This is a genomic window from Streptomyces chartreusis (assembly GCF_008704715.1).
Classification (GTDB): Bacteria; Actinomycetota; Actinomycetes; order Streptomycetales; family Streptomycetaceae; genus Streptomyces; species Streptomyces chartreusis.
On record NZ_CP023689.1, the window covers coordinates 7,510,629 to 7,536,964 of the forward strand.

At 71.1% G+C, this 26,336-nt stretch carries 26 protein-coding genes; 17 read left to right on the forward strand and 9 right to left on the reverse strand.

All coding sequences use genetic code 11. The features are described 5' to 3' along the window. Positions 1-87 precede the first annotated feature (87 nt). The 3 genes from CP983_RS33100 to CP983_RS33110 all read left to right on the forward strand — a co-directional run bounded on the left by CP983_RS33100 (position 88) and on the right by CP983_RS33110 (position 2,276). Complete coding sequence (locus CP983_RS33100; protein ID WP_107907206.1) at positions 88-327, forward strand: hypothetical protein; 240 nt, start codon at positions 88-90, stop codon at positions 325-327. 180 nt (positions 328-507) lie between these two features. After that, positions 508-1,065 (forward strand): SigE family RNA polymerase sigma factor, encoded by a 558-nt coding sequence (locus CP983_RS33105; protein ID WP_150503670.1) that lies wholly within the window; start codon positions 508-510, stop codon positions 1,063-1,065. Continuing rightward, on the forward strand, positions 1,062-2,276 hold the full coding sequence (locus CP983_RS33110) for an SMP-30/gluconolactonase/LRE family protein (protein ID WP_150503671.1): 1,215 nt from the start codon (positions 1,062-1,064) through the stop codon (positions 2,274-2,276). The genes CP983_RS33105 and CP983_RS33110 overlap by 4 nt, the downstream gene beginning before the upstream one ends. 15 nt (positions 2,277-2,291) lie before the next feature. On the opposite strand, the gene dapA is transcribed toward CP983_RS33110, so the two are convergent. Further along, positions 2,292-3,200 carry a 4-hydroxy-tetrahydrodipicolinate synthase gene (gene dapA, locus CP983_RS33115; RefSeq protein WP_150503673.1) on the reverse strand — a complete coding sequence of 303 codons (909 nt, stop codon included), beginning with the start codon at positions 3,198-3,200 and terminating at the stop codon, positions 2,292-2,294. Between the two features lie 75 nt (positions 3,201-3,275). Between dapA and lipB the strand changes: the two genes are divergently transcribed. The 8 genes from lipB (at position 3,276) to CP983_RS33150 (ending at position 8,392) form a co-directional block, all read left to right on the forward strand. After that, on the forward strand, positions 3,276-3,920 hold the full coding sequence (gene lipB / locus CP983_RS33120) for a lipoyl(octanoyl) transferase LipB (RefSeq protein WP_150503675.1): 645 nt from the start codon (positions 3,276-3,278) through the stop codon (positions 3,918-3,920). A gap of 84 nt (positions 3,921-4,004) precedes the next feature. Next, on the forward strand, positions 4,005-4,169 hold the full coding sequence (locus CP983_RS44145) for a hypothetical protein (protein ID WP_167537800.1): 165 nt from the start codon (positions 4,005-4,007) through the stop codon (positions 4,167-4,169). Continuing rightward, a complete protein-coding gene (locus CP983_RS33125; protein ID WP_150503677.1) occupies positions 4,166-4,858 on the forward strand; it encodes a hypothetical protein in 693 nt (230 codons plus the stop codon). Before CP983_RS44145 ends, CP983_RS33125 begins: the two co-directional genes overlap by 4 nt. A 53-nt stretch (positions 4,859-4,911) precedes the next feature. After that, positions 4,912-5,331: a phage holin family protein gene (locus CP983_RS33130; protein WP_107907210.1), complete on the forward strand. Its 420-nt coding sequence runs from the start codon at positions 4,912-4,914 to the stop codon at positions 5,329-5,331. Continuing rightward, positions 5,328-5,843 (forward strand): DUF3618 domain-containing protein, encoded by a 516-nt coding sequence (locus CP983_RS33135; RefSeq protein ID WP_150503679.1) that lies wholly within the window; start codon positions 5,328-5,330, stop codon positions 5,841-5,843. The genes CP983_RS33130 and CP983_RS33135 overlap by 4 nt, the downstream gene beginning before the upstream one ends. A gap of 384 nt (positions 5,844-6,227) precedes the next feature. Then, positions 6,228-6,929 carry an antibiotic biosynthesis monooxygenase gene (locus tag CP983_RS33140; protein ID WP_150503681.1) on the forward strand — a complete coding sequence of 234 codons (702 nt, stop codon included), beginning with the start codon at positions 6,228-6,230 and terminating at the stop codon, positions 6,927-6,929. 74 nt (positions 6,930-7,003) lie between these two features. Further along, complete coding sequence (locus CP983_RS33145) at positions 7,004-7,633, forward strand: ArsR/SmtB family transcription factor (RefSeq protein ID WP_037865611.1); 630 nt, start codon at positions 7,004-7,006, stop codon at positions 7,631-7,633. Between the two features lie 15 nt (positions 7,634-7,648). After that, the gene (locus CP983_RS33150) at positions 7,649-8,392 is read left to right on the forward strand and encodes an SRPBCC family protein (protein WP_150503683.1); all 744 of its coding nucleotides are present in this window, start codon (positions 7,649-7,651) and stop codon (positions 8,390-8,392) included. Between the two features lie 13 nt (positions 8,393-8,405). Here CP983_RS33150 and CP983_RS33155 read toward each other — a convergent pair whose 3' ends face one another. Continuing rightward, positions 8,406-10,232: an endonuclease/exonuclease/phosphatase family protein gene (locus tag CP983_RS33155; protein WP_150503685.1), complete on the reverse strand. Its 1,827-nt coding sequence runs from the start codon at positions 10,230-10,232 to the stop codon at positions 8,406-8,408. A gap of 321 nt (positions 10,233-10,553) precedes the next feature. On the opposite strand from CP983_RS33155, the gene CP983_RS33160 reads away from it, so the two are divergent. The 6 genes from CP983_RS33160 to CP983_RS33185 all read left to right on the forward strand — a co-directional run bounded on the left by CP983_RS33160 (position 10,554) and on the right by CP983_RS33185 (position 18,576). After that, a complete protein-coding gene (locus CP983_RS33160) occupies positions 10,554-11,987 on the forward strand; it encodes a hypothetical protein (RefSeq protein WP_107907214.1) in 1,434 nt (477 codons plus the stop codon). A gap of 182 nt (positions 11,988-12,169) precedes the next feature. Continuing rightward, entirely contained in the window at positions 12,170-13,615 is a 1,446-nt protein-coding gene (locus CP983_RS33165) for an alkaline phosphatase PhoX (RefSeq protein WP_150503687.1), read from the forward strand. Positions 13,616-13,972: 357 nt separating this feature from the next. Beyond that, a complete protein-coding gene (locus tag CP983_RS33170) occupies positions 13,973-15,556 on the forward strand; it encodes a TROVE domain-containing protein (RefSeq protein WP_150503689.1) in 1,584 nt (527 codons plus the stop codon). Positions 15,557-15,697: 141 nt separating this feature from the next. Beyond that, complete coding sequence (locus CP983_RS33175) at positions 15,698-16,360, forward strand: GntR family transcriptional regulator (RefSeq protein WP_107907217.1); 663 nt, start codon at positions 15,698-15,700, stop codon at positions 16,358-16,360. A gap of 13 nt (positions 16,361-16,373) precedes the next feature. After that, positions 16,374-17,390: a 1-aminocyclopropane-1-carboxylate deaminase gene (locus tag CP983_RS33180; protein WP_150503691.1), complete on the forward strand. Its 1,017-nt coding sequence runs from the start codon at positions 16,374-16,376 to the stop codon at positions 17,388-17,390. A gap of 139 nt (positions 17,391-17,529) precedes the next feature. Continuing rightward, positions 17,530-18,576 carry a LacI family DNA-binding transcriptional regulator gene (locus CP983_RS33185; protein ID WP_150503693.1) on the forward strand — a complete coding sequence of 349 codons (1,047 nt, stop codon included), beginning with the start codon at positions 17,530-17,532 and terminating at the stop codon, positions 18,574-18,576. A 92-nt stretch (positions 18,577-18,668) separates the two neighbouring features. Here the strand turns inward: CP983_RS33185 and CP983_RS33190 are convergent, their stop codons facing one another. The 7 genes from CP983_RS33190 to CP983_RS33220 form a co-directional block, all read right to left on the reverse strand. Then, on the reverse strand, positions 18,669-19,877 hold the full coding sequence (locus CP983_RS33190; protein ID WP_176579386.1) for a TerD family protein: 1,209 nt from the start codon (positions 19,875-19,877) through the stop codon (positions 18,669-18,671). Positions 19,878-19,950: 73 nt separating this feature from the next. Continuing rightward, positions 19,951-20,232 (reverse strand): hypothetical protein, encoded by a 282-nt coding sequence (locus tag CP983_RS33195; RefSeq protein ID WP_150503695.1) that lies wholly within the window; start codon positions 20,230-20,232, stop codon positions 19,951-19,953. Positions 20,233-20,308: 76 nt separating this feature from the next. Beyond that, a complete protein-coding gene (locus CP983_RS33200) occupies positions 20,309-21,967 on the reverse strand; it encodes a hypothetical protein (RefSeq protein ID WP_150503697.1) in 1,659 nt (552 codons plus the stop codon). A gap of 214 nt (positions 21,968-22,181) precedes the next feature. Then, positions 22,182-23,171 carry a zinc-dependent alcohol dehydrogenase family protein gene (locus CP983_RS33205; RefSeq protein WP_125529461.1) on the reverse strand — a complete coding sequence of 330 codons (990 nt, stop codon included), beginning with the start codon at positions 23,169-23,171 and terminating at the stop codon, positions 22,182-22,184. Then, entirely contained in the window at positions 23,168-24,016 is an 849-nt protein-coding gene (locus CP983_RS33210) for a carbohydrate ABC transporter permease (RefSeq protein ID WP_107907222.1), read from the reverse strand. Before CP983_RS33210 ends, CP983_RS33205 begins: the two co-directional genes overlap by 4 nt. Then, positions 24,013-24,951, reverse strand: a complete 939-nt coding sequence (locus CP983_RS33215) for a carbohydrate ABC transporter permease (protein ID WP_107907223.1) — start codon at positions 24,949-24,951, stop codon at positions 24,013-24,015. The genes CP983_RS33210 and CP983_RS33215 overlap by 4 nt, the downstream gene beginning before the upstream one ends. Then, positions 24,948-26,318 carry an ABC transporter substrate-binding protein gene (locus CP983_RS33220; protein ID WP_150503699.1) on the reverse strand — a complete coding sequence of 457 codons (1,371 nt, stop codon included), beginning with the start codon at positions 26,316-26,318 and terminating at the stop codon, positions 24,948-24,950. The genes CP983_RS33215 and CP983_RS33220 overlap by 4 nt, the downstream gene beginning before the upstream one ends. Positions 26,319-26,336 lie beyond the last annotated feature (18 nt).

Below are 26,336 nucleotides of genomic sequence, written 5' to 3' on the forward strand. Positions count from 1 at the left end.
GTGACCTCCCGGCGGTCCGGACCGATGAACCGGTGGACGCAGTTTCCGATCACACGCCGAAACGACGAGATGAGGGGCCGAGGGCTGATGACGGGTCGAGTGGAGACGGGCGAACGGGGCCGGGTCGCGGCGCGACTGGTGGTCGGGGTGATCGCCGCGGGGGCGGCCTGCTGGCTGCCGGCCGGGAACGCGCACGCCGACGAGACCAACACGGGCTCGCACAACGGGCCCCGGATCGGGCTGGTCAACGTGGGGCAGGTGGACGACCCCATGGAGGACGTGCTGGAGCACTTCCTGCTCGTCGGCGACGGGTACACCTGGGGCTGAACGCCCACGGGGCGCACGGGGCGAGGGCCGGGGCCGGGACGTGTCGCAGGGGTGCGGTACGGTCCCGGCCCTTTCCTGTGAGATTTTCCCGGGGAGCAGGCATAGCCGCGGCGACCCGCACGCGTCACATGGGTCAGGAGCGGCAGGCGTCCGGCCCGCCCGGGGGAAGAGAAGGTGACGATGGATGCCGAAGCGCAGGACAGCTTTCGGGAGTTCGTGGAGAACCGGTCGTCCGCGCTGCTGAAGACCGCCGTCCTGCTGTCCGGCGGCGACCGGCACGCGGGCGAGGACCTCCTGCAGAGCGCGCTCATGAAGGCGGCCGACCGCTGGCATCGCATCGACGAGCCGGAGGCGTACGTACGGCAGATCCTGTACCGGCAGCAGATCAGCCGCTGGCGACTGAAGTGGCCGCGGCGCGAGCTGAGCGTCGCCGAGCCCCCGGAGGCCGCCGCCGGCCCCGACGGTGCGGCGGCGGCCGAGCTGCGGCTGCTGATGCGCGGCGCGCTGGCCCGGCTGACCGCACGGCAGCGCACCGTCCTGGTGCTGCGCTACTTCGAGGACCTCCCCGAGGCCGACGTGGCCCGGCTCCTCGGCTGCACCGTCGGCACCGTACGCTCCACGACCCACCGCTCACTGGCCAGACTGCGCGCACTCGCGCCGGAGCTGGGTGCGCTGAGCCCGGCCGACAGCGAGTCGCGGCTGCCCCGTGATCACTCGCCCGTGGAGGTACGACCGTGAACGTCGAGGAACTCGTGCGTGACTCCCTGCGGGAGCAGGCCGCTGAACAGACGCCGGCCGGGCCGGACTTCGCCGACCGGGTCCTGGTGGCCCGCCGGCGCCGAGGGGTCCGCAGGCTGGCCTGCGCCGCCGCAGCCACCGCCGCCGTGGTGGGCGTGGCCGTGGTGGTGCCGATGCTGGACTCCGGGAAGGACGACATCCGGCCCGCGGATGTCGTGCGGCGGGACAGTGTCAACGCGCGCACGGACCAGTCGCCGCCGCGTGACGTGGTGTCGGTCGCCGACACGGTGATGGCCGCCTACTACGTGCCCAGGAAGGTCAAGCACTCGGCGAACCAGGCCGAATCCGTCCGTGACTACTGGCTGCTCGACCCGAGGACCGAGAAGTACGTGAAGGCCACCAAGTGGTCCTACGTCGCCGTCGCCCCCGGCCTGAAGACCGCCGCCGTACTGGAGCGGGACCTGCCCGCCTCGCGGATCGGCCTGCTCGACCTGGCCACCGGCAAGATCCAGCGGTGGATCCAGGTCGACCACGACGTCGCCGGGCTCGCCTTCTCACGGGACGGACTCAAGCTGGTCGCGACGACCTACAGCGAGAACCCCGACCAGCTGGTCAAGTTGCAGGGGTCGGACACCTGGCAGCAGAAGGAGCCGACGAGCCGCACCGGTTTCTACGTCCTCGACGTGGCCTCCGGGCAGGGCGCCTGGAGCGAGGTGAAGATCGAGACCGACCCGAACGACCCACTCGGCGGCTTCATCAACTCCCGCCAGGACTTCGCGATGAGCCCCGACGGCCGGTATGTCTGGGCGGGGACCCCCGAGGAGCCCGGCAAGTATTTCTACGACCTCAAGGGCACCGAGGTCGCCGTACCGGCGAACCAGAAGTACCTGGAGTGGTACGTCGACGCGGGGGTTTCGCCCAGTGGCACCCTCGTCGCCGGTCAGTTCGCGGGCGAGAAGTGGAAGACGTCGTCCTGGGTCCTCGACGCCCTCACCGGCGAGAAGACCGAGGTGCGCGGTCAGCAGCTGCTCGCCTGGGTCGGCGACAAGTCGCTGATCGCCTGGGACATCGCGGAGGACAGCAAGAACGAGTTCCACGGGCGGCTGGTCAAGGTCACCATCGGCAGCGACAAGACCGTTCCCCTCAGCGGCTTCCGCAAGGGCAATGACGGGGACGCGGGTCGCTGGGAGCCCGTCTTCGCCCAGCGCTGACCGAGCCGGCGCCGATCAGTCGGTGACGAGCTCCTCGTACGCCGCCAGCAGCCCGTCGACCGCCTCGCGGTCGGCGGGCCGCAGCGGCGTACGGACGGGACCCGCGGGCAGGCCGAGCTCATTGAGTACGGCCTTGGCGGTGACCGCGCCGGGCAGTCCCGCCGCCATCATCAACTCGATGAGCGGCGTCGCACGTTGCTGGAGGTGGGCGGCCACGGGGGTGTCGCCCGCCTCGAACGCGTCCAGTACCGCCCGGAGCCGGGCGGGGACCACGTTGGCGACCGTACTGATGTAGCCGGTGCCGCCCACCGCGTACAGCGCCAGATTGTGCTCGTCGCACCCCGCGTAGTACGCCAACTCCGTGCGGGCCAGCACCTTCTGGGTGCCGAGGAAGTCGTAGGAACAGTCCTTCACCGCGACGATCCGGGGGTGCTCGGCGAGCCGGATCAGCGTTTCCGGCTCGATGCGCGTGCCGGTGCGGCCGGGGATGTCGTACAGCGCGACCGGCAGCCCCGCCGCGTCGGCGATCTCGCGGAAGTGCGCCTCGACCGCGTCCTGCGGGGGCCTGCTGTAGTACGGCGTGACCACCAACAGGCCGTCCGCGCCCGCCTTTTCGGCCGCCAGGGCCAGCTCGACGGTGTGCCGGGTGTCGAAGGTGCCCACGCCCGCGACGATCGACGCCCGCTCGCCCACGGCCTCCCGGACGGCCCGGACCAGCTCCGACTTCTCCGCGTCCGTCGTGGTCGGCGACTCGCCCGTCGTGCCGGAGAGCACCAGGCCGTCGCAGCCCTCGTCCACCAGCCGGGCGGCGAGCCGTTGCGCACCGTCGAGGTCCAGTGCCCCCGCCCGGGTGAAGGGCGTGATCATGGCGCACAGGGCGCGGCCGAACGGCGGGGATGCGGCGGGGGCGTCGGCAGTCGTCATGGGAGTAGTCTCGGCAGGGCGATCGCGTAGCTCCACTTAATTCTTCTACCAGGTATTGATAAGGAGTCCTGCGACATGAGGGCCGTTGACTGCGTAGAGCGCGTCGACCTCGGCGAAGTCCCCTACGAGGACGCCGTGCGGGACATGACCGACTGGGTCGCGCGGCGCCGCGCCGGCGAGATCCCGGACCGGCTCGCGCTCCTCAGTCACCCGCCCGTCATCACCTACGGCTCCCGCACCCCGCCCGCCGAGCTGCCCGCGGGCCTGACGGTCCCGCTCGTCCCCGTCGACCGCGGCGGCCAGGCCACCTACCACGGCCCCGGCCAGCTCATCGGCTACCTCGTGCTGAATCTGCGCGAGCGCGGGCCCGGCGACATCGTGCGCCGGGTGGAGAACGGCCTGATCGCCGCCTGCGCAGACCTCGGCTTCGAGACGGTACGCCGGGACACCCCGCCCGGCGCCCAGTCGCTCGTCGGGGTCTGGACGCCGGACGGGCGCAAGCTGGTGTCGATCGGCATGCGGATCAGGGGCGGCGTGACCAGCCACGGCTTCGCGCTCAACATCACCTCCGACCTGGTCGAGTTCACCAGGTTCGTGGCGTGCGGACTGCCCGGCGTCGCCATGACCTCGCTCGCCGAACTCGCCGCCGAACAGGGCCGGCCGGCCCCCGCGGAGCGGGAGGTCAGGGACGCGGTGGCGCGGGCGCTGGGGGCGCGATAGGCGGCCGTATGCCCTATGTCCAAATCCGGGCGTCATGGGTCACCATGGCCAGGACGGTCAACGACCCCTGGTCCTGGAGGCGTCATGAAGCTCGGCAAGGCACTCGCCACCGGCGTCGCTGAAGAGCGGCCGCAGACCCACGACGAAGAACTCGAACTCGCCGACGAGATCCGCGGCATCGAGCCGCCCGCGTCCGAGTCCGAGTCCGAGTCCGAGTCCGAGTCCGAAGAGGTTCCGGCCGCCCGATGAGGCTGCGGCTGCCCGAGGAACGCCCGACGGAGCCGCCGATCGGATACAAGATCGCCCACCCGATGCTGTCCCAGGACGGCACCCGGGCCGGGTTCACCGGCGTGTCGCTGGGCGGCGCGCTGCCGTACGGGGTCCTGGCCGACGCGTCCTGCGTCTACGGCTTCAGGCACCGGTCGCCGAGCCGCCGCTGCGACTGCGGCTTCCACTGCGTGCACGACCGCACGACGGCCGAAGGGCTGCTGTGCACGGCCGAGCACCGGACGGCCGTGCTGCTCGAAGTGACCGTGCTCGGCCGCTACCTCCGCTTCGAACGCGGCTTCCGCTACGCCCGTCAGCGGGTGCGCATCGCCACGGTCGGCCCGTGCGCCTGCGGCACGGTCGCCGCGGCGCTGGCCGACAGCGGCCGGGGCCGCCCCGGCTGGCGGGAGCTCGCCCCGTCCTGCGGGGGCTGTCTGCGCGGCCGTACGTCCATCTCGCTCGCGGGGTTCGCCCGGCTGGCCGGGGAGGGGCTGCGGGTGGTCGCGGGCAGGGCGGTGGCCGTGGCGCCGGGCGACCTCGGCGTCGTCGAGGAGCTCGGCGTTCCCGAACTCACCGCGGAGGCCGCGTTGTTGCAGGCCCGCCTCGACTGGTTCCAGGCTCAGCTGGCCCGGCTGGGTGAGCACGGACCGGGAAGCGGAAGGGAGGGATAGCGGGGGCAGGGCCGGGTACCCGGGAGTTCCGAACCGAGAGGAGGCGGAACACCGTGACCGGGACCATGGCCCCCGAACCGGTGCGCGAGGAGCACCACTCAGTGGGCGAACTCGTCGCACAGGCAGGCGAACAGCTCTCCCGACTCGTACGACAGGAAGTCGCCCTCGCCAAGGAGGAGTTGGCGCAGAAGGGCCGGCGGGCCGGTCGCGGCGGCGGACTGCTGGGCGCGGCGGGTGCCGTCGCGTACGCCGGGCTGCTCTTCCTGGCCGCGGCCGCCACCGCCGCCCTCTCGCTGACGATGTCCCTGTGGGCCGCCGCGCTCATCGTGACCGGGGTGCTGTTCGCGCTCGCGGCTGTGCTCGCGGCGACCGGCCGCGCCCAGCTGCGCCGGGCCGCGCCTCCCACGCCCGAGGAGGCTCTCGGCAGCGTCAGGACGGACGTCGAGGAGATCAAGGAAAGGGCGCACCGATGACGGACAGGACTGCGGGGGACATGCACGGCTCCGCCGCGAAGGCCGCCGACGGGGCCGAGGAGCTGCGTGACCAGATCGAGCGGACGCGCGGCGAACTCGGCGACACCGTGGCCGAGTTGATGGAGAAGGCCGATCTGAAGGGCCGGGCCATGGCCCGCGCCGCCGACCTGAAGGACAAGGCGGGCGCGATGACCGTGCAACTGCGCAGCAGCGCCGCCCAGGCCGGCCACGCGATGCAGGACAAGGCGACACGCGCGGGGCACGTCGTCCAGGACCGGGCGACCAAGGCCGGCCACACGGTCCAGGACCGGGCCACCCGCGCCGGTCACACCGTCCAGGACAAGGCGACCGAAGCGGGCCATGCGGCGGAGCACGGCGCACCGCGCCCGCTCGGCACGGTCGTCCGGGCCGGCCTGCGGCACCCCCGGCCCGTGCTGGTGGCCGGTGCGGCGGTCGGAGCGCTGGTCGCGGCCTCGGTGCTGCGCCGCAGGCGCGGCGGACGCCGCCGCTGAGACGGCGGCCCCGCCGGGTCCGGTTGGGACGCCGGCCCCGGCGGGGTCGCAGACGTGGTGCGGGAGCGGAGGCACGCGGCAGGGTCTCCGCCCCCGCACCGCCGTGTACCGGGCCGGCCGTCCCCGGGACACGTTGTCCGGGGACGACAACTCGCCGTCCCCGGACCCGCCGTCCGGGCCGAGAGCCCGCCGCTCCTGGGACCGCCGTCCGGGGCGAGAGCCCGCCGCCCTCGGAACCACCGTCCCGGGATGGCAATCCGCCATCCCCGGAACCACCGTCCGAATGCGACAACCCGCCCCCTCCAGAGCCCACTTGACCTCAAGTCCGCTTGAGGGCGAAGGGTGATCGGTGCGCACACCGACCGCCGAGCCCTGGAGGCCGCCATGACCCGTCGCACCGACGCCCACCCCGACCTCACCCGCCCCGAGGCCGGTGCCCCCTTCTTCAGCACGTGGAGCGTGGGCACCCCGCTGCGGCAACGGCAGACCGTCGAGGCGATCGGGGCCACCTGGGAACGCCGCCCCTGGCCCTCCGACGGGCTGCTCGGCTACTACGTCTACACCGGCCACGACGCCTCCACCCTCCTGCACCACTCGCAGTGGAGGAGCGAGCAGGCCTACGAGGCCTTCGTCAAGACACACCGGCAGGAGCGCGTCGACGAGATCGACACCGTCGTGCCGGGCATCGAACGGCTCCGGCTCGACCGCTACCGCCACTACCGCAGCGTCCGCCGGCCGGACGACACCCGTGTCCCGGGCTGCATCGTGATCGTCGAGATCGAGTTCGAGGAATCCGCCGCCGACAGCCGCCGCGCCTGGGTGGACGCCGTCGTCGAGGCACTGGAGTCCGAGCCCGACCCCCACCCCGGCGGCATCTCCGGCCACTTCCACCTCGGCACCGACGGCAACCGGGTCCTCAACTACGCCGAGTGGGAGAGCGCCCAGGCCCACATCGACGCCCTCGCCGCCCCGGGCGACGGGATCGGCTCGGCGCGGGAGCAGTGGGAGCGGGTGCAGACCTGGCCGGGGCTGAAGAGCAGCACGGTCAGCCGGTACGAGTACGCCCTCGGGCTGATCCCCGGCTGAACCCGTTCCCGACCGACGCCACCGAAAACTTCAGCATCCTGGACAAAAAAAGTTTTCGGTGAGACGGTGGACCCATGCTGGACGTCACCGTGATCGAGGACCCCGAGGCCGCAGCCGTCTCCCTGGACCCCATAAGGGCCCGGCTGCTCGCCGAACTGGCGGCCGGCCCCGCGTCGGCCGCCATGCTGGCGGGCAAGGTCGGGCTGCCCAGGCAGAAGGTGAACTACCACCTCAAGGCACTGGAGCGGCACGGCCTGGTCGAGCTGGCCGGCGAGCGCCGCAAGGGCAATGTCACCGAGCGGCTGATGCGGGCGACCGCCGCGTCGTACGTGATCTCACCGCTCGCGCTCGCATCGGTGCAGCCGGACCCGGACCGCTTCCGCGACCAGCTCTCGGCCCGCTGGCTGCTCGCGCTGGGCGCCCGCCTCGTACGGGACGTCGGTTCGCTGATCACCGGCGCGGCCAAGGCCCGCAAGCGGCTGGCGACCTACGCGCTGGACGGCGAGGTCCGCTTCGCCTCGGCCGCCGAACGGGCGGCGTTCATCGAGGAGTTGACGGCCGGAGTGAGCGCGCTGATCCGCAAGTACGACGCGCCCGGCGCCGAGGGCGGCCGCGATCACCGGATCGTCGTCGCCGTCCACCCCACGGTCAAACCCCCGTCGGCCACCCCCGAGGCGACGGAAACCCCGGAACTGAACCCGTAGTACCAGGAGCCCACCATGTCCAAGGAATTCGAGATCGCCGACGAGTTCGAGGTCGACGCCACGCCCCAGGAGGTGTGGGAGGCCGTGACCGCCGGCACCGGCGGCTGGCTGTGGCCGATGGAGGCACCCGAGCCGCGTGTCGGCGGCAAGGGACCCTTCGGCTCCACCGTGACCGCCTGGGACCCTCCGCACCACTACACCAACCGCGTCGAGAACGTCGACGGCATCTCCGAGCAGACCCTCAACCAGCTCGACTACACCATCGAGCCCCGCGACGAGGGCCGCCGCGCCTGGGTGCGCTACGTGCACAGCGGCATCTTCGTCGACGACTGGGACAACCAGTACGACGGCGCCAACCGGCACACCGAGTTCTATCTGCACACCCTGCGCCAGTACCTCACCCGCTTCCGGGGCCGCCCGGTCACCGCCTTCGCCACCTTCGACGGGCCCGAGGCGTCCAAGGCGGCCGACGCGTTCGTCACCGTGGGCCGTGCGCTCGGTCTCGCCGACGACACCGCGCAGGGCGCGAGCGTGCAGGTGCGCGGTCCGAAGGGGCAGGTCCTGGACGCCGTCGTCGACTTCCGCAACCCGTACTTCCTCGGGCTGCGCACGGACGACGCGCTCATCCGCTTCTTCGGCCGCAACCACTGGGGCTACATGGTCGGCATGTCGGTCCACGACTTCGCGCCCGGCGCCGACGCCGCGGCGGACGAGGACATGTGGAAGGGCTGGCTGAACGGCGTGTTCAGCCAGCCCTGAGCCGCACCGGAGGTTACGGGCGGAAGCGCAGCACCTGCGGGTCGTGGTCGCTGATCTGGTCGTTGAACTCCGAGTTGATGTGCACGCTGTCGTACTCGAAGTCGCAGCCGCGCCGGATCGACGGGCTGACCAGGATCTGGTCCAGCGTCTGGGCGTTGCCCTGGTAGACGTAGGAGTAACGCTCGCTCCTGGGCAGCGACTTGATCGCCGACCACAGCTCGCCGTCGCCTTCGAGGATCTTCACGGTGTCGGAGAACTCGAAGTCGTTGATGTCGCCGAGGGCGATGACGTCCGCGTTCTTCTGCGTGTCGAGGACATCCTTGACGAACGAGTGGATCGCCGTGGCCTGCGCGTGGCGCTGCACCTCGGAGCTGCGGCTCGGCGGCTGGTACTGCGCCGTCAGACCCTGGTCGCCGCCCTTGGAGTTGAGGTGGTTGGCGATCACGAAGACGGTCTTGCCGCGGAAGACGAACTCGCCGACCAGCGGCTTGCGGCTGCTGCCGAAGGCCGCGTTCGCCGGGTCGATCCGGCCGGGGGAGAGGGTCAGGGCGGCCTTGCCGCGCACCTTCGTCACACCGACGGCGGTCGTGGCGTCGCCGCCCGCACGGTCGGTGAAGGACACCCGCTCCGGGTTGAACAGGAACACCTGGCGGATGTTGCCGCCCGGCTCGCCGCCGTCGGCGTTGTTCACCGGGTCGATCGAGCGCCAGTCGTACGTCGGGCCGCCCGCGGCCACGATCGCGTCGATCAGCTTGGTCATCGTCTGGTCGGCGGCGACCGTGCCGTCGTTCGTCGCGCCGTTGTTGTCCTGGATCTCCTCCAGGGACACGATGTCGGGCGACTGGAGGTTGTTCACGATCGCGGACGCGTGCTCGGCGAACGTGGCGTCGGACGGGTCCAGGTTCTCCACGTTGTACGTGGCGACCGCCAGCTCGCCGCGCGACTGCTTCTGCGTGGCCTCCTTCTTCAGACCGGCGCTCTTCAGCGTGCCGAGCTGGTTGGCGACCAGGGTGTAACCGCCGAACTGGTTGTAGTCCAGCGGGCCCGAGGTGGCGCCCTGAAGGACGTCACCGACGTTCGCGGTGGGGAAGTCGGCGGGCTTGCCCAGGGACTGGATCTGCAGCCGACCGGTGTTCTGGGAGTCGTACGTGCCGTAGACCGTGCCGCCGCGGCGGTTGCGGTTCTCCCACGGCTTCACCGTGACCCACAGCTCGGTGTACGGGTCGGTGGCGCCGACCACGCGGGTGTCGGCGACCTGGACGTTCTCGCCCTCGAGGGACTCGTAGTAGTCCAGGGCGTACTTCCCGGGCTCCAGGGTCAGGCCGTTGACGGAGCCGCCGGCGGCGGTGTCGCCCTCGGGGCTGTAGGCGGCCGGCACCGACTTCGCGTCGATCACCTTGGCGGCCGGGACGGCGTTGCCGCTGGAGACGACGGTGATCACCGGCTTGGTGATCTCGGTCAGAGACTGGTTGCCGGAGGAGGCGCCGCCCGGGACGTACTCCGAGACCGTGCCCGAGACCAGGACCGAGTCGCCGACGGCGACCTTCGGGTTGGAGCTGGTGAAGACGAAGACGCCCTCGCTGGTGGCCGGGTTGTCGTCCGGGGTCGGGTCCTGGATCCAGAAGCCTCTGGACGACCCGTAGGTGCGTACGCCGGTGACGATTCCGGCCACGTCCGTGACCTGCTTGCCGGCGTACGGGGATATTCGAGTACTGCCCTGGACGTCATGGATGCGCATGGAGTCGGCGTGCGCGGGCGCCGTGAGAATGACGGTGGACGCCGCGGAACAGACGGCGGCGACGGTGAGCGCGGCGAGACGCGCGGACTTCTTGCTCGGCAACGGGATCCCTCCGGGGACATGCGTGGGTGCCGGGACGAGGGTGAAAAGCAGGATGGAGCGTGGGACCGGTCGGTCATGCCCGGTCGGACTGCAACGCGCGTAGAAAATACAGTGAACAGATGTCCGCCAAATTTCTACGCGCGTAATCTCCTGCGTGGTCACGCCACTTGTCAAGGTTTCGGCCATGTACACCGGCCGACAGGGAGATGAACCGGGCGGCATGGGTCGAAATCCGTCTAGGCTGAGCGACTGAGCCGCGGTGTGCAGCGGCTGATGAGCCGTGCTGAGCACGGCCGTGCAAGCGCCTAGGAGAACCATCCGATGTCAGACAGCGCCCCCTTGCCGCCGGTACGGCTGCACCCCGAAGCGGAGCTGGCGCGGGACGCGCTGTCCACGCCGTTGCTCTCACGCGCCGCGCGGCTGGCCCGCTGGGCCGGGCCCGACACCCGGATCGACGCCGGGGGCGGCCTCGTCGACGAGCAGTTGCCGGCCGCCGCCGAGGAACTCGGACTGAGCGGGGACGACGCCGCCGCGTACGCCGCCGAGGCCTGGCGGGTCGCTGTCGACACCGGACTTGTCGAGATCGTCGACGAGGAGGAGGGCACCGTCGAGGCCGGCGCGGAGCTGGCGCTGCTGACCGGCGGCGCCCCGCACGACGTGCTCGGTGTGTGGCTCGAAGCGCTGGAGACGGTGCTCGCCGACGCGAGCGTGCCCGACCTCGACGACCTGGTCGACGCCATGGACGAGGGCGGCGAGGTCGACCTCTCCCAGCTGGACTGGGACCCGGAGGCCGAGGCGGAGTTCCTCGACGGCGTGCTCGGCAACCTGTATCTGCTGACGGCCAGTGAGGACGGGCCGGGCGACGGGCCCGTGCCGCTGCCGGCCCTCGCCGCGTCGATGATCGTGCCCAGCGACATGGGCGAGCCCACCAACGACGTACTGGAGCAGGTCTCCGACGCGATGATGCGCCTGGACGACCAGTTCCGGCTGCTGGACCCGGTCGGTCTCGTGGAGTACCAGCCGGTGGACGAGGCGCTGATGGCGGAAGCCGAGGCCGCCGAGGAACTGCCGGGCGGCATCGACGACACCGACGTGTCGCGCTACGGCATGGTGCGGCTGACCCCGCTCGGGCTGTACGGGATGCGGGCGCGGCTGCTGGAGGCCGGGTTCGAGGCGCCCGCGGTCGGCGACCTCGCGGACAAGGGCGCCGACGCGCTCCTCGACGGGACGGCCACCTTCCCGCAGGCCGCCGCGCAGACCGAGACCGAGCAGTGGCTGGCCCGGCGCGAGTCCCTCGCCGCGGCACGGGAGTTGCTGGCGGCGGCGCGCGGCGGGGACGCCGGGGCACCGCTCAGGCGGCTGCGGTGCCAGCAGGCCCTGTCGCTGGTCGGCCCGGAGGCCGAGCCGGCGCTGCGGGAGGTCCTCGACGACCCGGAACTGGGCGGCCTGGCACGCGTGTGGCTGACCGAGGCCGGGTTCCCGGACGTGCCCGCGCCCTCCCAGGACCTGGTGTTCTGGCTGACCGTCGACACCGTGGCCGCACAGCTCGCGGCCGAGGGGAACTCCGACGAACTCCGGGCCCTGGTGGAGGGCCTGGCCGCCCAGCACAGCGGGTTCTTCGCGGCGGCCTGGCGGGTGGAGCACCCGGCGACCGCGGATGTCCTGGAGGCGATGGGCCGGCTGCACCCGGACAAGAAGGTCGCGAAGGAGGCGCGGAAGGCCGCGTTCAAGGCACGGTCCCAGCAGGGCGGTTGATGCGGGTTTGCGGGTGCGGGCCGTGGGTGGCCGGTCGCGCCCGCGCGGCGGAGCCGCATATCGGCAGAGTCCAGCGCTCCTTAGGGCGTTGTTCAACTGGTGTTAAGGCATGAGCGGAATTCTGGCGCCGTCGCGCAGCCCGCCACCCCCTCCACGGCACACCCACTGTCACAGGAGACACCATGTCGCTCACCCGTAGGGACTTCGCCAGAACATCCGCGGTCACCGGTGTCGCGCTGGCAGGCAGCGCAGGCGTTCTCGCCACCGCACCGAACGCCCTCGCCTCCACCGAGTCCGAGATCGCGAGCGAGGAGTCCGGGAACGCCCACGGTGGCGGTGTCGGCTACGGACCGCTCGTCGCGGACCCCAAGGGCCTCCTCGCGCTGCCCGCCGGATTCAAGTACCGCGTCATCACCTACAGCGGGAAGACCAAGCTGGAGTCGGGCGAGTTCACCCCCTCCAACCACGACGGCACGGCCGCCTTCGACGGCCCGCGCGGCACCACCCTGCTGGTCAACAACCACGAGCTCGGCGGCCCCCGCGCCCAGTGGCCCCACCCGGTCCCGCTGACCGAGGGCCTCGTCTACGACCCGGCCGCCTCCGGCGGCTGCACGGTCGTCGAGGTGCGCCCCGACGGCCGCGTCGCCGAGTGGGTCGGCATCGCCGGCACCGCCACCAACTGCGCCGGCGGCAGTACCCCTTGGGACACCTGGCTCACCTGCGAGGAGACCGAGGACAAGGCCGGCGCCAACGGCATGACCAAGGACCACGGCTACGTCTTCGAGGTCGACCCCGCCGACCACCGCGCCAACAAGAACCCCAAGCCCGTCAAGGCGCTCGGCCGCTACGCCCACGAGGCCGTGGTCATCGACCCCAAGCGCGGCCACGCCTACCTCACCGAGGACGCCTCCAACCCCAACGGCCTGCTCTTCCGCTGGACCCCGCCCGAGCACTTCCGCCACGGCCGCGGCAAGCTGCGCACCCTCGCCGACGACGCGGGCACGCTCCAGGCGTTCAAGTGCTTCGACTCCGGCGGCAAGTTCGTCGACGACCTCTCCCGCGCCACCAGGATCGGCACCGTCTACGGCGTCGACTGGGTCGACGTGCCCGACCGTGACGCGCGCACGACGTCCGTGCGCAAGCAGTTCACCACCGGCCAGGTCACCCGCGCCCGCAAGCTCGAAGGCATGTGGTGGGGCGACGGCGGCGTGTACATCGTCTCCTCCTACGCCCGCGCGGAGAGCCCCGGCCGGCCGCACGACGGCTCCGTCTGGTTCTACGACCCCAAGCGCCGCACCCTCACCCTGAAGGTCCTCATCGGCGTCAACCCCGACCCGTCCAAGGACGGCGCCTTCGACGGCCCCGACAACATCACCGTCTCCCCGTACGGCGGCCTCGTCATCGCCGAGGACGGCGAGGGCATCCAGCACCTGTTCGGCGCCACCGACAGCGGCCGCACCTACCCGATCGCCCGCAACGAACTGAACATCGGCACCGCCGAGGAGCCGGAGTACAGCGAGTTCACCGGCGTCACCTTCTCCTGCGACGGCCGCACCCTCTACGCCAACATCCAGACGCCCGGAATCATGCTCGCCATCACCGGTCCCTGGAAGCGGCAGCGCCGGTAATACGCTCACGGCGGCCATTAATTCGCTCGCCCGTCCCGAGCTGCGCCTCCTACAGTGAGATCACAACGTCACGCACCTCCCGGTGCGATGGCAGCGGCTACTTCTCTTCCAAAGAATCCCAGCCGCCGCCGACTTGATCTCGGGAGGCGCAGCTCATGGTGGGTGCCCGGTGCGCAGGCAACGGTTACTTCATTGGATCTGGTGGTTGCGGGTTCGAATCCCGTCATCGACCTCGGGTCGGTGTAGCTCAATTCGGCAGAGCACCAGGCTAAAGTCCGTCGCCGACTCCTGATCTCGGGCACCCATCTTTTGCTGCGCCTTCCTCCGAAACACGAACGAATTCGGGGGGAATTCAACATGGCGCGATTCAACACGCGCGCCGCCAAGGCGCGTTTCACCTCGCGGGTCACCTCGACCGGCCGTGTGCTGCGCACCTACGAGGGCGGCCGCGGCCGTGAGCGCGACGCGCGCTCCGAGCTGTTCCTGCTCGCCGTCTCCAACTTCGTCTCCCAGCAGACCTTCTACGAGACCGGCGCCGACCGCGACGACCGCTTCGCGCGGCTCGTGCGCGAGCTCGCCGTCACCGACCCCGAGTGGACGGCCGGCCTGCTCGGCTGGCTGCGCGGCGAGGGCAACCTCCGTACGGCCTCCGTCGTGGGCGCCGCCGAGTACGTCAAGGCCCGCCTGGACGCCGGCGCTACCGACGGCCCGTCGAACCGGCAGGTCGTCGCCTCCGTCCTCCAGCGGCCGGACGAGCCCGGCGAACTGCTTGCGTACTGGACGGCGCTGTACGGCCGTAACGTCCCCAAGCCCGTCAAGCGTGGTGTCGCCGACGCCGTACGGCGTCTGTACAGCGGCAAGTCGCTGCTGAAGTACGACACCGCGTCCAAGGGCTACCGCTTCGGCGACATCCTCAACCTGGTGCACGCGGCACCGGACCCGGACAAGCCGTGGCAGGGCGAGCTGTTCCGGTACGCCCTCGACCGCCGGCACAACCCGGACACCGCGCTGCCGCCCGCGTCCAGCGACGTCCTCACCGCACACCGCGAGCTGATGGCGCTGCCCGTCGACCGGCGGCGGACGGTGGTCACGTCGGACGGCGGTGCCGAGCGGCTGGCGGCGGCCGGTATGACGTGGGAGGCGCTGGCGGGCTGGCTCCAGGGGCCGATGGACAAGGACGCCTGGGAGGCCGTGATTCCGTCGATGGGCGCCATGGCGCTCGCACGGAACCTGCGGAACCTCGACGAGGCCGGTGTGTCCGACGAGGTCGCGGCGCAGGTCGCCGCGCGGATCAGCGACCCGGCGCAGGTCGCGCGCTCGCGGCAGTTCCCCTTCCGGTACCTCGCCGCGTACCAGCACGCGCCCTCGCTGCGCTGGGCGTACCCGCTGGAGCAGGCACTCGGCCACTCGCTGGCCAACGTGCCCAGGCTGCCGGGCCGCACGCTGGTGCTCGTCGACCGCTCGGGCTCGATGTTCTGGTCGCGGCTGTCCGACCGCTCGCAGCTGAGCCGGGCCGACGCGGCGGCGATCTTCGGTACGGCGCTCGCGCTGCGGGCGGCGAACGCGGACCTCGTGCAGTTCGGTTCCGACAGCCGCGAGATCGCCTTCCGCAAGGGCGAGTCGGTGCTGAGGATCCTGGAGCGATTCGGGGACCTCGGCGGCACGAACACCACCGAGGCCGTGCGCCGGCACTACCGCAGGCACGACCGGGTGCTGATCGTCACCGACGAGCAGTACGCACCCAGCCACCACGGCGACCCGACCGAGCAGATCCCGGCCGACGTGCCGGTCTACACCTGGAACCTCGCCGGGTACCGGGCGGGCCACGGCCCGTCGGGCACCGGGAACAGGCACACCTTCGGCGGCCTGTCCGACGCGGCCTTCCGGATGGTTCCGCTGCTGGAGGCCGCGCGGGACGCCGACTGGCCCTGGGCGGCCTGAGGCGGAAACGCCCCGGACGAGAGTGGCCCGCACCACGTGGGGAGTGCGGGCCACTCTTCTGTTCCCGCCCGTCACCTCCTGCCTCCTGTCTCTTGTCCGTTCTCTTGTCGGGCCGAGGGCTGACATCTAACATTTCAGTTCATGGAGGCCATACGACCCGTCGGCCGGACCCTGCTGAGGGACCGGGCCTACGAAGCGATCCGGGACGCCATCGTCGCCGGGGAGATCGAGCCCGGCGCGGTGGTGCGGGACGCCGATCTCGCCGAGCGGCTGGGGCTGTCCCGGGCGCCGGTGCGCGAGGCGTTCTCACGGCTCGTGGACGAGGGTCTGCTGGAGAGCAAGCCGCAGAGCTACACCCGGGTGACGCCGGTCGTCGCCGCCGACGTACGGGACGCGGCCGCCGTGGTCGGCGCCATGCACGAGCTGGTGACCAGGGTCGCCGTGCCCCGGCTGACGGCCGCGGACCTGGACGTCATGCGCGCCGCCAACGACCGCTTCGCCGCCGCCGTCACGGCCGGCGAGGTGGACCTCGCGCTGCGCGCCGACGACGAGGTGCACGACGTACTGGTGCGGGTCAGCGGCAACCGCGCCGCCGCCGCCACCGTCGCCCGCTACACCCCGCTCATCCGCCGCCTGGAGCGACGTCGCTTCGGGGAGGGCGGCAACTGCCGTTCGGCCGGACTGCACGAACGGCTGATCGCGGCCTGCGCGTCCGGTGACACGGCCACCGCGGTCGATGTCACCGCGGAGATCTGGCGCAGCCTCGCCGACCTCGTGGACGAGGACCCAGCCGACGACGACTGACCCGGGAGGACCCATGTCCCTTTCCTCGTACGACCGTTACCCGCTGCTCTTCGGCCGCTCGCCGATCCACCCGCTGGAGCGCCTCACCGCCCACCTCGGCGGCGCATCCCTCTGGGCCAAGCGCGAGGACTGCAACTCCGGTGTCGCGTACGGCGGCAACAAGACCCGCAAGCTGGAGTACCTCGTCGCCGACGCGCTCGCGCAGGGCTGCGACACGCTCGTCTCGATCGGCGGCGTGCAGTCCAACCACACCCGCCAGGTCGCGGCCGTCGCCGCCCGCGCCGGACTCAAGTGCGTGCTGATCCAGGAGAGCTGGGTGGACTGGCCCGACTCCGTCTACGACAAGGTCGGCAACATCCTTCTCAGCCGCCTCGCCGGGGCCGACGTACGGCTCGTACGGGCCGGGTTCGGGATCGGCTTCAAGGAGAGCTGGGAGCAGGCGCTGCGGGAGGTCGAGGAGTCCGGCGGCAAGCCGTACGCCATCCCGGCCGGCGCCTCCGACCATCCGCTCGGCGGCCTGGGTTTCGCCGGATGGGCGTACGAGGTAGCCGAGCAGGAAAGGCAGTCCGGCGTCTTCTTCGACACGGTGATCGTCTGCTCGGTGACCGGCTCCACCCAGGCCGGCATGGTGGCCGGCTTCGCGGCCCTGGAGGAGGCGGGCGGCCGGCCGCGCCGCGTACTGGGCATCGACGCCTCCGCCAAGCCGGCCACCACCCGCGAGCAGATCGCCCGGATCGCCAAAAACACCGGGCAACTCATAGGCGTCAAACGCGAGTTGACCGTCACCGACGTCGAACTCGACGAGCGCTACCACGCAGGCATCTACGGCATCCCCGACGAGACGACCCTGGAGGCGATGCGCCTTGCGGCCCGGACGGAGGGGATGATCACCGACCCGGTGTACGAGGGCAAGTCGATGGCCGGGATGATCGACCTGGTCGAGCGGGGCGAGATCGACCGGGACTCCACGGTGCTCTACGCCCACCTGGGCGGCCAGCCGGCACTGAACGCGTACAGCGCACTTTTCTAGGGTGACAGCTCGGGAGCGCCCCTCCTTTTTTCAGGGGCGCGGGGAACTGCGCGACCAGCCCCCACGACGCCGCAGCCGACGAACCAGCAAGCACGCACCCCCGTAGTCGCACACTTCGGCTCCCCCCGGCGGGGATAGGGTGCTCAGCGTGTTGGCGGACGATCAGCAGCGGGAGTCGGGTCTCGGTCGGCCCGGTGGTGCCCGGCGGCGGGCCACGATCCACGATGTCGCCAAGCTGGCCGGGGTGTCGCGTCAGACGGTGTCCCGTGCGGTGAACGACAAGGGCGAGATCGACCCGGGGACCAAGGAACGTGTCCTGGAGGCGGCACGGCTGCTGGACTACCGGCCCAGCCGGTTCGCGCGCGGCCTGGTACGCAAGGGGACCGTGACGGCCGGGCTGGTGATCCCGGACCTGATGAACCCCTTCTTCCCGGAGGTGGCCGCCGGTGTGCTGGAGGCCGCCGAGCTGCGCGGCTGGCAGGTGGTCGTGTGGGACTCGCGTACCGACGAGGCCCGGGAACGGGAGGCGCTCGACGTGCTCTCCCACCAGGCGGACGCGGTCGTGGGCTACTTCAGGAGCCCGGACGACGAACTGGCCCGCCACCTCGGCGGCGTACCGCTGGTGCTGCTGGAACGCGGCCCGCAGCACACCCGGTTCGCGGCCGTGGGCATCGACGCCGCGGCCGGGGTGGAGCAGGGCATGGCCCATCTGGTCCGTGCGGGGCATCGCCGTATCGGCATGCTGGACGGCGTGCACGGACCCGCTCCCAGGCGGCAGGCGTTCCTCGCGGAGGCCCGGCGCCATGGGCTGTCCGTGGACGACGGCTGGATCGCCATGTGTCCCGAGCACAGTGTGGCGGGCGGCGAGGAGGGCATGGCGCGGCTGCTGGACGCACGGCCCGAGCTCACGGCGGTGTTCGGCTTCAACGACCTGATCGCGGTCGGCGCGATGCGCGCGGCCCGGGGCCGGGGCCGGCGGGTGCCGGACGAGCTGGCCGTGCTCGGCTTCGACGGCCTGTCGCTGGGCGAGTTGGTCGACCCCGGGCTCACCACTCTGCACATAGACAAGCGCCGGCTGGGCCGCCTGGCCGTGGAGCAGGTGGCGCGGCTGCGGGCGGGCGAGGAGCCGATGAACGGCACCGACGCCTGGGTGATCCCCGAACTGGTCGTCCGGGCCTCGGCCTGACGCGCCCGGACGGGTCCGCCGCGGGAGTTCGACGGGCGTGACAGCGCCGGGCGCCCCTCGGAGCGGGGGCGCCCCGCACGTCGTACGGTCGGCTACAGGGACTGGGCCGCCGGCTTCACCATCCCCCGCACGGTCCGGGACTTCACGAAGTCGCCCATCGCCGTCATCTCCCACTCGCCGGAGAACTGGCGGATGAGCTTGGCCATGATCACACCGGTCTGCGGCTCGGCGCTGGTGAGGTCGAAGCGGACGAGCTCCTCGCCGGACAGGGCGTCGATCAGCCGGCAGTAGGCCTTGGCGACCTCGGTGAACTTCTGGCCGGAGAAGGAGTTGACCGTGAAGACCAGGCCGGTGACGTCCTGCGGCAGCCGGCCGAGGTCGACGGTGATGACCTCGTCGTCCCCGCCGCCCTCGCCGGTGAGGTTGTCGCCGGAGTGGCGGATGGCGCCGTTCACGATCTGGAGCTTGCCGAAGTAGCAGCTGTCGATGTGGTTGCGCTGCGGGCCGTAGGCGATGACCGAGGCGTCCAGGTCGATGTCCTTGCCGCGGTACGCCGGCTCCCAGCCGAGGCCCATCTGGACCTGCGAGAGCAGCGGGCGGCCGCCCTTCATCAGGGAGACGGTCTGGTTCTTCTGGAGGCTGACGCGGCCCTTGTCGAGGTTGATCTTGCCGGCGCCGGGCGCGGGCGGGGCGGGAGGCGCGGCGGGGGCCGGGGGAGTGACCGGGGCGGACACCGGCGGGGCCGGCGGAGCGGCCGGGGGCTGCATGGCCGGCTGCGGCGGGGCCACGGGGGCGGCGGCCGGGGCGGGCTCCTCGACCGTGACGCCGAAGTCGGTGGCGATGCCGGCCAGGCCGTTGGCGTAGCCCTGGCCCACGGCGCGGGCCTTCCAGGCGCCGTTGCGCAGATAGATCTCGACGACCACCAGTGCCGTCTCGGCGCCGAGCTGCGGGGGTGTGAAGGTGGCCAGGACGCTGTTGTCGTCGGCGCTGCGGATGGTGGCCGTCGGCTCGATGCCCTGGAAGGTCTGGCCGGCGGCGTCCGGGCTGGCGGTGACGACGATCTTCTCGATGCCCGGCGGTACGGCCGCGGTGTCGACCGTGATCGCGTCGGGGGCGGTGCCGCCGCCCGAGCGGTACGTCACGCCCGGGCCGCTGGGCTGGTTGTAGAAGATGAAGTCGTCGTCGGAGCGCACTTTGCCGTCGGCGGTGAGCAGCAGGCCCGATACGTCGAGCCGCACCGGGGCGGCGACGTCCACCGTCACGCGCGCGGTGGAGAGAGGGATGTTCGAGCCGGGGGTCATAGCTGTCATGCCCCGTGAACGAGCGGGGGCGCTTTACCGTTCCCTTACTCTGCGCCCAACTGACCGGCAGCCGTCAAAAGCCCTGGAGAGCCTGAGCCAGCTGCGCTGCTGCGGTGCCGGCGGCCGCCACGCCACCCACGGAGGCCGTGACCCTGTCCAGCAGGGCGAGGACGCGGAGCCGGTCGACCCTGCCGTGCTCCAGCTCGGCGTCGATGGTCGCGGCTTCCGCCGCGACCGCCGGGTCCGCCACGGGGGCTCCGCCCGGATCCAGGGAGGAGGCCACCAGTTCCTGGATGAGCGAGCGGATTCTCTCGAGGTCCGGGCCGTGGTGGTGGATCACTCCATTAGGGCCCATGATGTGGCCGGTTCCGGATACATGTCCGATCCGGTAGTTGACCGCAGGGGCCGGCTGCGGAACCTGCGGCGCGGGGTCAGGCGGTGTGACCTGTGGAGTCGTCGGCGCGTCGGCCTGTGGGCCGGGCTCGTTCGCTTCGTGCGGACTGGCCATGGATCACCTTTCCCTGCGGGCCGATGTGATGCCCGGAGCCTTCGACGTGCTGGATCTCGTAGGTGGTGTTGTTGATGATCTGGTCACGCCGAACGCGGAATTCGGATGTGTCGACATGCCGCTCGGTGAGGAAGTCGTCCAGGCAGTCGATCACGCTGCGCTGCATCCGCTGGAGGCAGTCCCGGGTGTCGAGGATCTCGAAGTAGTCCGCCATGTAGGGGTGCGCCGCCCACTCGCGCAGGCTGGTCTCGGCGCCGAAGTCGTAGGCCCGTTCCCCGAGGGCCGCGCTGCGCTCGATCTCCTCGGTCTCCCTCTTGCGTACCTCCGCACTCCTCGCCTGCCCGTCCGAACCCCCTTCCGTCTCCTGGGCTGTGTCGTCGTCCCGCTCGTTCTCGTCGGCCTCGGGCGGTGCGTCCCAGGACCCGGTGGTGAGGTAGCGCGTGAGGAGCTGTCCGGTGATCCGGCGACAGGCGGCGTCCACGGTGTGGCCGGGGAGGGGATCGAGGTTGCCGTCGAAGTACGTCCTGAAGGGCTCGTCGAGCCGTACGCGCCGGGGGTCCAGGCCCGGTAGAACGTACGTGGCGATCTCGAGGGAGAGCATGTTGCCCTCGCGGGCGACGCGGACGAACATCGAGACCACCAGTCGGCCGCCGTTGAGACTGCGTTCCAGGCAGACGTAGGTCCGCGCCCGCCCGGTCGGACGGTCCACCCCCTCCTTGACCCATTGGGGCGAGACCTTGCTCGGAGGCGGCTTCTCACGGTCCTCCCACGGGCTGCGCACCGTGGCCGCGATGGCGTCCCCCCTGATGAAGAGGCGTTGTCTGGGAGCCACCGAGTCCAGGCCCCGGGCCGGCAGGTGGTCCATCAAATAGTCGTGGACATGGTGGGCGTCGAAGGGCAGCGGCTCCACGTTCTGGTCGCCCGCGCCCCGGTGGATGTCGACGGGCTGCATCACCACGGCCTCGACGGGGATGCCGCTGCCTATGAACGGGGTGGCGGAGCGCGACGAGAAGACGATCATGTCGGCGTCCTCGATCTCCTCGATGCGCCGTTCGTCCTCGCTGTCCTCCTCGTTCTGCTCCGTCACACACGGCAGTGGGGGAACGTCCGTCTGCCGCAGCCGTGTCGCCGTCTCGACGGTGTCTCTCACAGTCGCGTGCACGATAGTCCGCCCGTGGCGGATGGCCGCCGCGCCGGCCACGACGGCCGCGGCACCCGCCCACAGCCACTGCGCTGAGAGGTACAGCGGCGCCGACGCGGCGAACACGGTCACCGCCAGCGACAGCCCCAGGACCACCCGCACCGTGTTCAGGCGCAGAGCCGCGCTCTGCCGGCGATCACGTGCGAGCCGGGCGTGGCGCCACACCGCGACCATGTCCACCCCGGCCGAAGGGCACCCGGCCTTGCGTCCCGTCGGCAGCGTGTGCTCACCGACCTGGTCCCGGAACTCCCGGTTCAGATGAACGGCGAAGCACATGGCTCTCGTGACGGCGTCCTGCGCCGCCTCCGGAAGGCGCGGGTGCTCCTCGGCTGCCCAGGGTGCTGGTGTCCCTCCGTCGGAGGATTCCTTGTGAAACGCCACACCCGCTCCTTAGGCCCGCGAGTACGTTCATCACACGAACGCAGTCGAGCTTCCCCGGGCACACATCCGCTCAAGCCGGGCGACCGGAACTGGCCGGAATCGGCCGGGGACGGACCGCCGACGCCATGTCTCCCACCTGACCGCGACCGCTGTTGACCGTAGGCGATCCGGCCGGGGACACCGATGAGGGCGGGCCATGGCGCTGCCGCACGGCCTACGGCACGACCACGATCTTGCGGCCCACGCCGGACGCGAACTGCTCCAGGGCCTGCGGATACTGCTCCAGCGGGATGCGGTCGCTGATGAAGACGTCCGGGTCGAGGACCCCGTTCGCGAACAGCTCCGCCGCCCGCTCGAAGCTGTGCAGGACGGCCATCGAGCCGGTGATGGTGATCTCCTGGTTGTAGATGCGGTACGGGTCGATGCTCACCCGCGTCGCGTAGTCCGCCACGCCGAACTGCAGGAACGTTCCCGCCTTCGCCACCCGGTCCAGGCCGTCCTGGATCGCCGCGGCGTTGCCGGTGGCGTCCACGACCAGGTCCCAGCCCTGCGGGCGGTCCAGCTCGTCCGGGTTCGCCGCCGACGCCGAGACGCCGAGGCGGCGGGCCGTCTGAAGGCGCTGCTCGTTGATGTCCACGACGTCGACGCTGGCCGCGCCGGTCCGCTTGGCGAGCTCCAGCATCATCAGGCCCATCGTGCCGGAGCCGTAGATCAGGACGTGGGCGCCGAGGCGGGACTGCAGGACGTCGTAGCCGCGCACCGCGCAGGACAGGGGCTCCACCAGGGCCGCGTCCTGGGTGCGGACGTGCTCGGGGAGCTTCACGCAGTTCGCCACCGGGGCGACGGCGAACTGCGCCGCGCCGCCGGCCGTGGTCACGCCGATCGCCGCCCAGCGTTCGCAGAGGTTGTTGTGGCCCGTACGGCAGTAGCGGCACTCGAAGCAGTACAGGGACGGGTCGACCGCGACCCGGTCGCCGACCGCCACCTCGGTGACCTGGGTGCCGACCCCGACCACCTCGCCGGCGAACTCGTGCCCGGGCACGATCGGCAGCTTCGGCGCGAACTCGCCCTGGAGGATGTGCAGATCGGTGCCGCACAGCCCGCAGGCCGCCACCTCGACGACGACCTCGCGCGGCCCTGGCGTCGGGTCCGGGACCTCGGCGACGACGGCCCTGCCCACGGACTCGATGACGGCGGCCTTCATTTCACTGCTCCCAACGACAGGCCCTGGACCAGCTTGTCCTGGGCGGCGAACCCCGCGGCGAGCACCGGCAGGGAGATGACGAGCGACGCGGCGCACACCTTCGCCAGGAACAGGCCCTGGCTGGTGATGAAGCCGGTCAGGAAGACGGGCGCGGTCTCGGCCACCACGCCGGTCAGGACTCGGGCGAACAACAGCTCGTTCCAGCTGAAGATGAAGCAGATCAGGGAGGTCGCGGCGATGCCGGGCAGCGCGATGGGGGCCACCACGCGTGTGAGGATCGTCGGCAGCCTCGCGCCGTCCACCCGTGCCGCCTCGATGATCGCGACCGGGATCTCGGCGAGGAAGGAGTGCATCATCCACACCGCGATCGGCAGGTTCATGGAGGTGTAGAGGATGACCAGCAGCCAGATGTTGTCGAGCATGTCCGTGTTCTTCGCGAACAGGTACAGCGGCAGCAGGCCCGCCACGGCCGGCAGCATCTTCGTCGACAGGAAGAAGAACAGGACGTCGGTCCACTTCTTCACCGGGCGGATCGACAGCGCGTATGCCGCCGGGAGGGCGAGCACCAGGACGAACAGCGTCGAGGCGAGCGAGGCCACCGTCGAGTTGATCAGCGCGGGCCAGGGGCTCGCGCCGCCGCCCGCGCCGAAGAACTCGCGGTAGCCGTCCAGCGTCAGCGACGCGGCGAAGGACGGCGGGTTGGTCGCCGCGTCCTGCTCGGAGTGGAAGGACGTCAGCGCCATCCACGCGATGGGCAGGAAGAACACGATGCCGAGCAGCCAGGCCACCAGGCCGAGGCCGGCTCCCTTGCGGCGGCTGCGAAGTCGTACGGCCACGTCACTCATGCGCGCGACACCTCCTCGCGGAACAGGGACGACACCACGCGCAGCGCGAAGGTCGCGATGATGATCGAGCCGATGACCACCAGGACGCCCGCGGCCGAGGCGAGGCCGTTCTCATGGGCCTGGTAGAAGCTCTGGTAGACGGTGTAGGGGAGGTTGGCGGTGCCGAGGCCCCCGGACGTGATCGTGAAGACCGCGTCGAAGTTCTGGACGATGTAGATCGAGCCGAGCAGGGCGCCGAGTTCGAGGTAGCGGCGCAGGTGCGGCAGCGTGAGATGGCGGAAGATCTGCCAGTCGCTCGCGCCGTCGACGCGGGCCGCCTCGATCTGCTCGTGGTCGCGGCTCTGAAGGCCGGCCAGCAGGATCAGCATCATGAACGGCGTCCACTGCCAGACCAGCGAGGCCTCCACCGCGAGCAGCGGGGTGTTGGAGATCCAGTCCGGCTGTGGGCCGCCCACATAGTGCAACAACCCATTGAACAGGCCGTACTCAGGGTTGTAGAGCACATGCTTCCAGAGCAGGGCCGCCGCCACCGGCACCACCAGGAACGGGGCGATCAGCAGCGTGCGGACCACACCGCGGCCCTTGAACTTACGGTCCAGCAGCAGCGCGAGCACCAGGCCGAGGATCAGGCTGGCCAGCACCACGGCGACCGTCAGGAGCACGGTCGTCCACACCGACTGGCGCAGATCGGCGTCGGTGAGGACTTCCTGGTAGTTGTCCAGGCCGGCGAAGTGCCGGGCGTCGGGATAGAGGGAGTTCCAGTCGAAGAAGGAGATCACCAGCGTGGCCACGAACGGCAGCTGGGTCACGGCGATCATGAAGATCAGCGCGGGCAGCAGGGGAGCCCTGGTCGCCCAGGCGCGCAGCCGGGCGGAGGGCGGACGGGTCGTACGCACGGGAGTCGAGGCCACGGGGGCCGTTGTCGTCGCTGTCATCGCCCCTCGTACTCCTCGGAGATCTCGTCGGCGAGCTGCTGGGACTTCTTCAGGGCCGACTCGACGGACTGGCGTCCGGCGATGGCCGCGCTGATCTCCTGGGAGACCTTGGTGCCGAGGTCGGTGAACTCGGGGATGCCGACGAACTGGATGCCGGGCGCGGGGCGCGCCTGTACACCGGGGTCGTTCGGGCGGGCGCCCTCGATGGCTTCCTTCGTCATCTCCTGGAAGGCCGCCGCCTCCTCGCGGTACGCGGGGTTGGCATAGGTGGAGGCGCGCTTGCCGGCCGGGACGTTGGACCAGCCGATCTCGTCGCCGACGAGTTGCTCGTACTGCTTGCCGGACGCCCAGGAGACGAACTTCCAGGCCTTGTCGGGGTTGCGGGACGCCTGCTGGATGCCCCAGGCCCAGGTGTAGAGCCAGCCGGAGGACTCGGTCTTCTCGACGGGGGCGGGCGCGTAGCCCACCTTGTCCTTGACCGGGCTGTTCGCCGCCTCCAGTGAACCGGCCGCGGAGGTGGCGTCGTACCACATGGCGACCTTGCCCTGGGTCATGTTGTTCAGGCACTCGGCGAAGCCGGACTGGGCGGCTCCCGACTCACCGTGCTCGCGGACCAGGTCGACATAGAACTTCGTCGCCTTCTTCCACTCGGGGGAGTTCAGGCGGGCCGACCAGTCCTTGTCGAACCAGGTGCCGCCGAAGGTGTTGACGACGGTGGTGAGCGGGGCCATCACCTCGCCCCAGCCGGGCAGGCCGCGCAGACAGATGCCCTTCATGCCCGGCTCGGCGCCGTCCACCCGCGCCGCGAGGTCCGCGACCTGCTGCCAGGTGGGGTGGGCGGGCATCTTCAGGCCCTCCTTCTCGAAGACGTCCTTGCGGTACATCAGGAAGGACGACTCGCCGTAGAAGGGCTGGCCGTAGAGCTTGCCGTCGTCGCCGGTCAGGGACTGGCGCATCGGCCCCAGGACGTCCTGCTCGTCGTAGCCGGGGTCCCCCGCCACGTAGGAGTTCATCTCCTGGAGCCAGCCGTTGCGGGCGTAGATCGGTATCTCGTAGTTGGAGAGGGTGGCGACGTCGTACTGGCCCGCCTGGTTGGCGAAGTCCTGGCTGATCTTGTCGCGGACGTCGTTCTCGGGCAGGACGGTGAAGTTGACCTTGATGCCGGTCTCTTCGGTGAAGCGGGGGGCGAGCTTTTGCAGCTCGGTCATCTGGGGGTTGTTGACCATGAGGACGTTGATCGAGTTGCCGCCCGACCCCGCCCCGCCGGCGCCGACCCAGCAGCCGGAGAGCAGCGGGGCGAGCAGCGTCCCTGCGGCGGCCGTGGCGAGCGTGGCTCGCTTGGGCCGTCGACGGCTCTGGGTTCGCATGGATCGCTCCTGGACGTA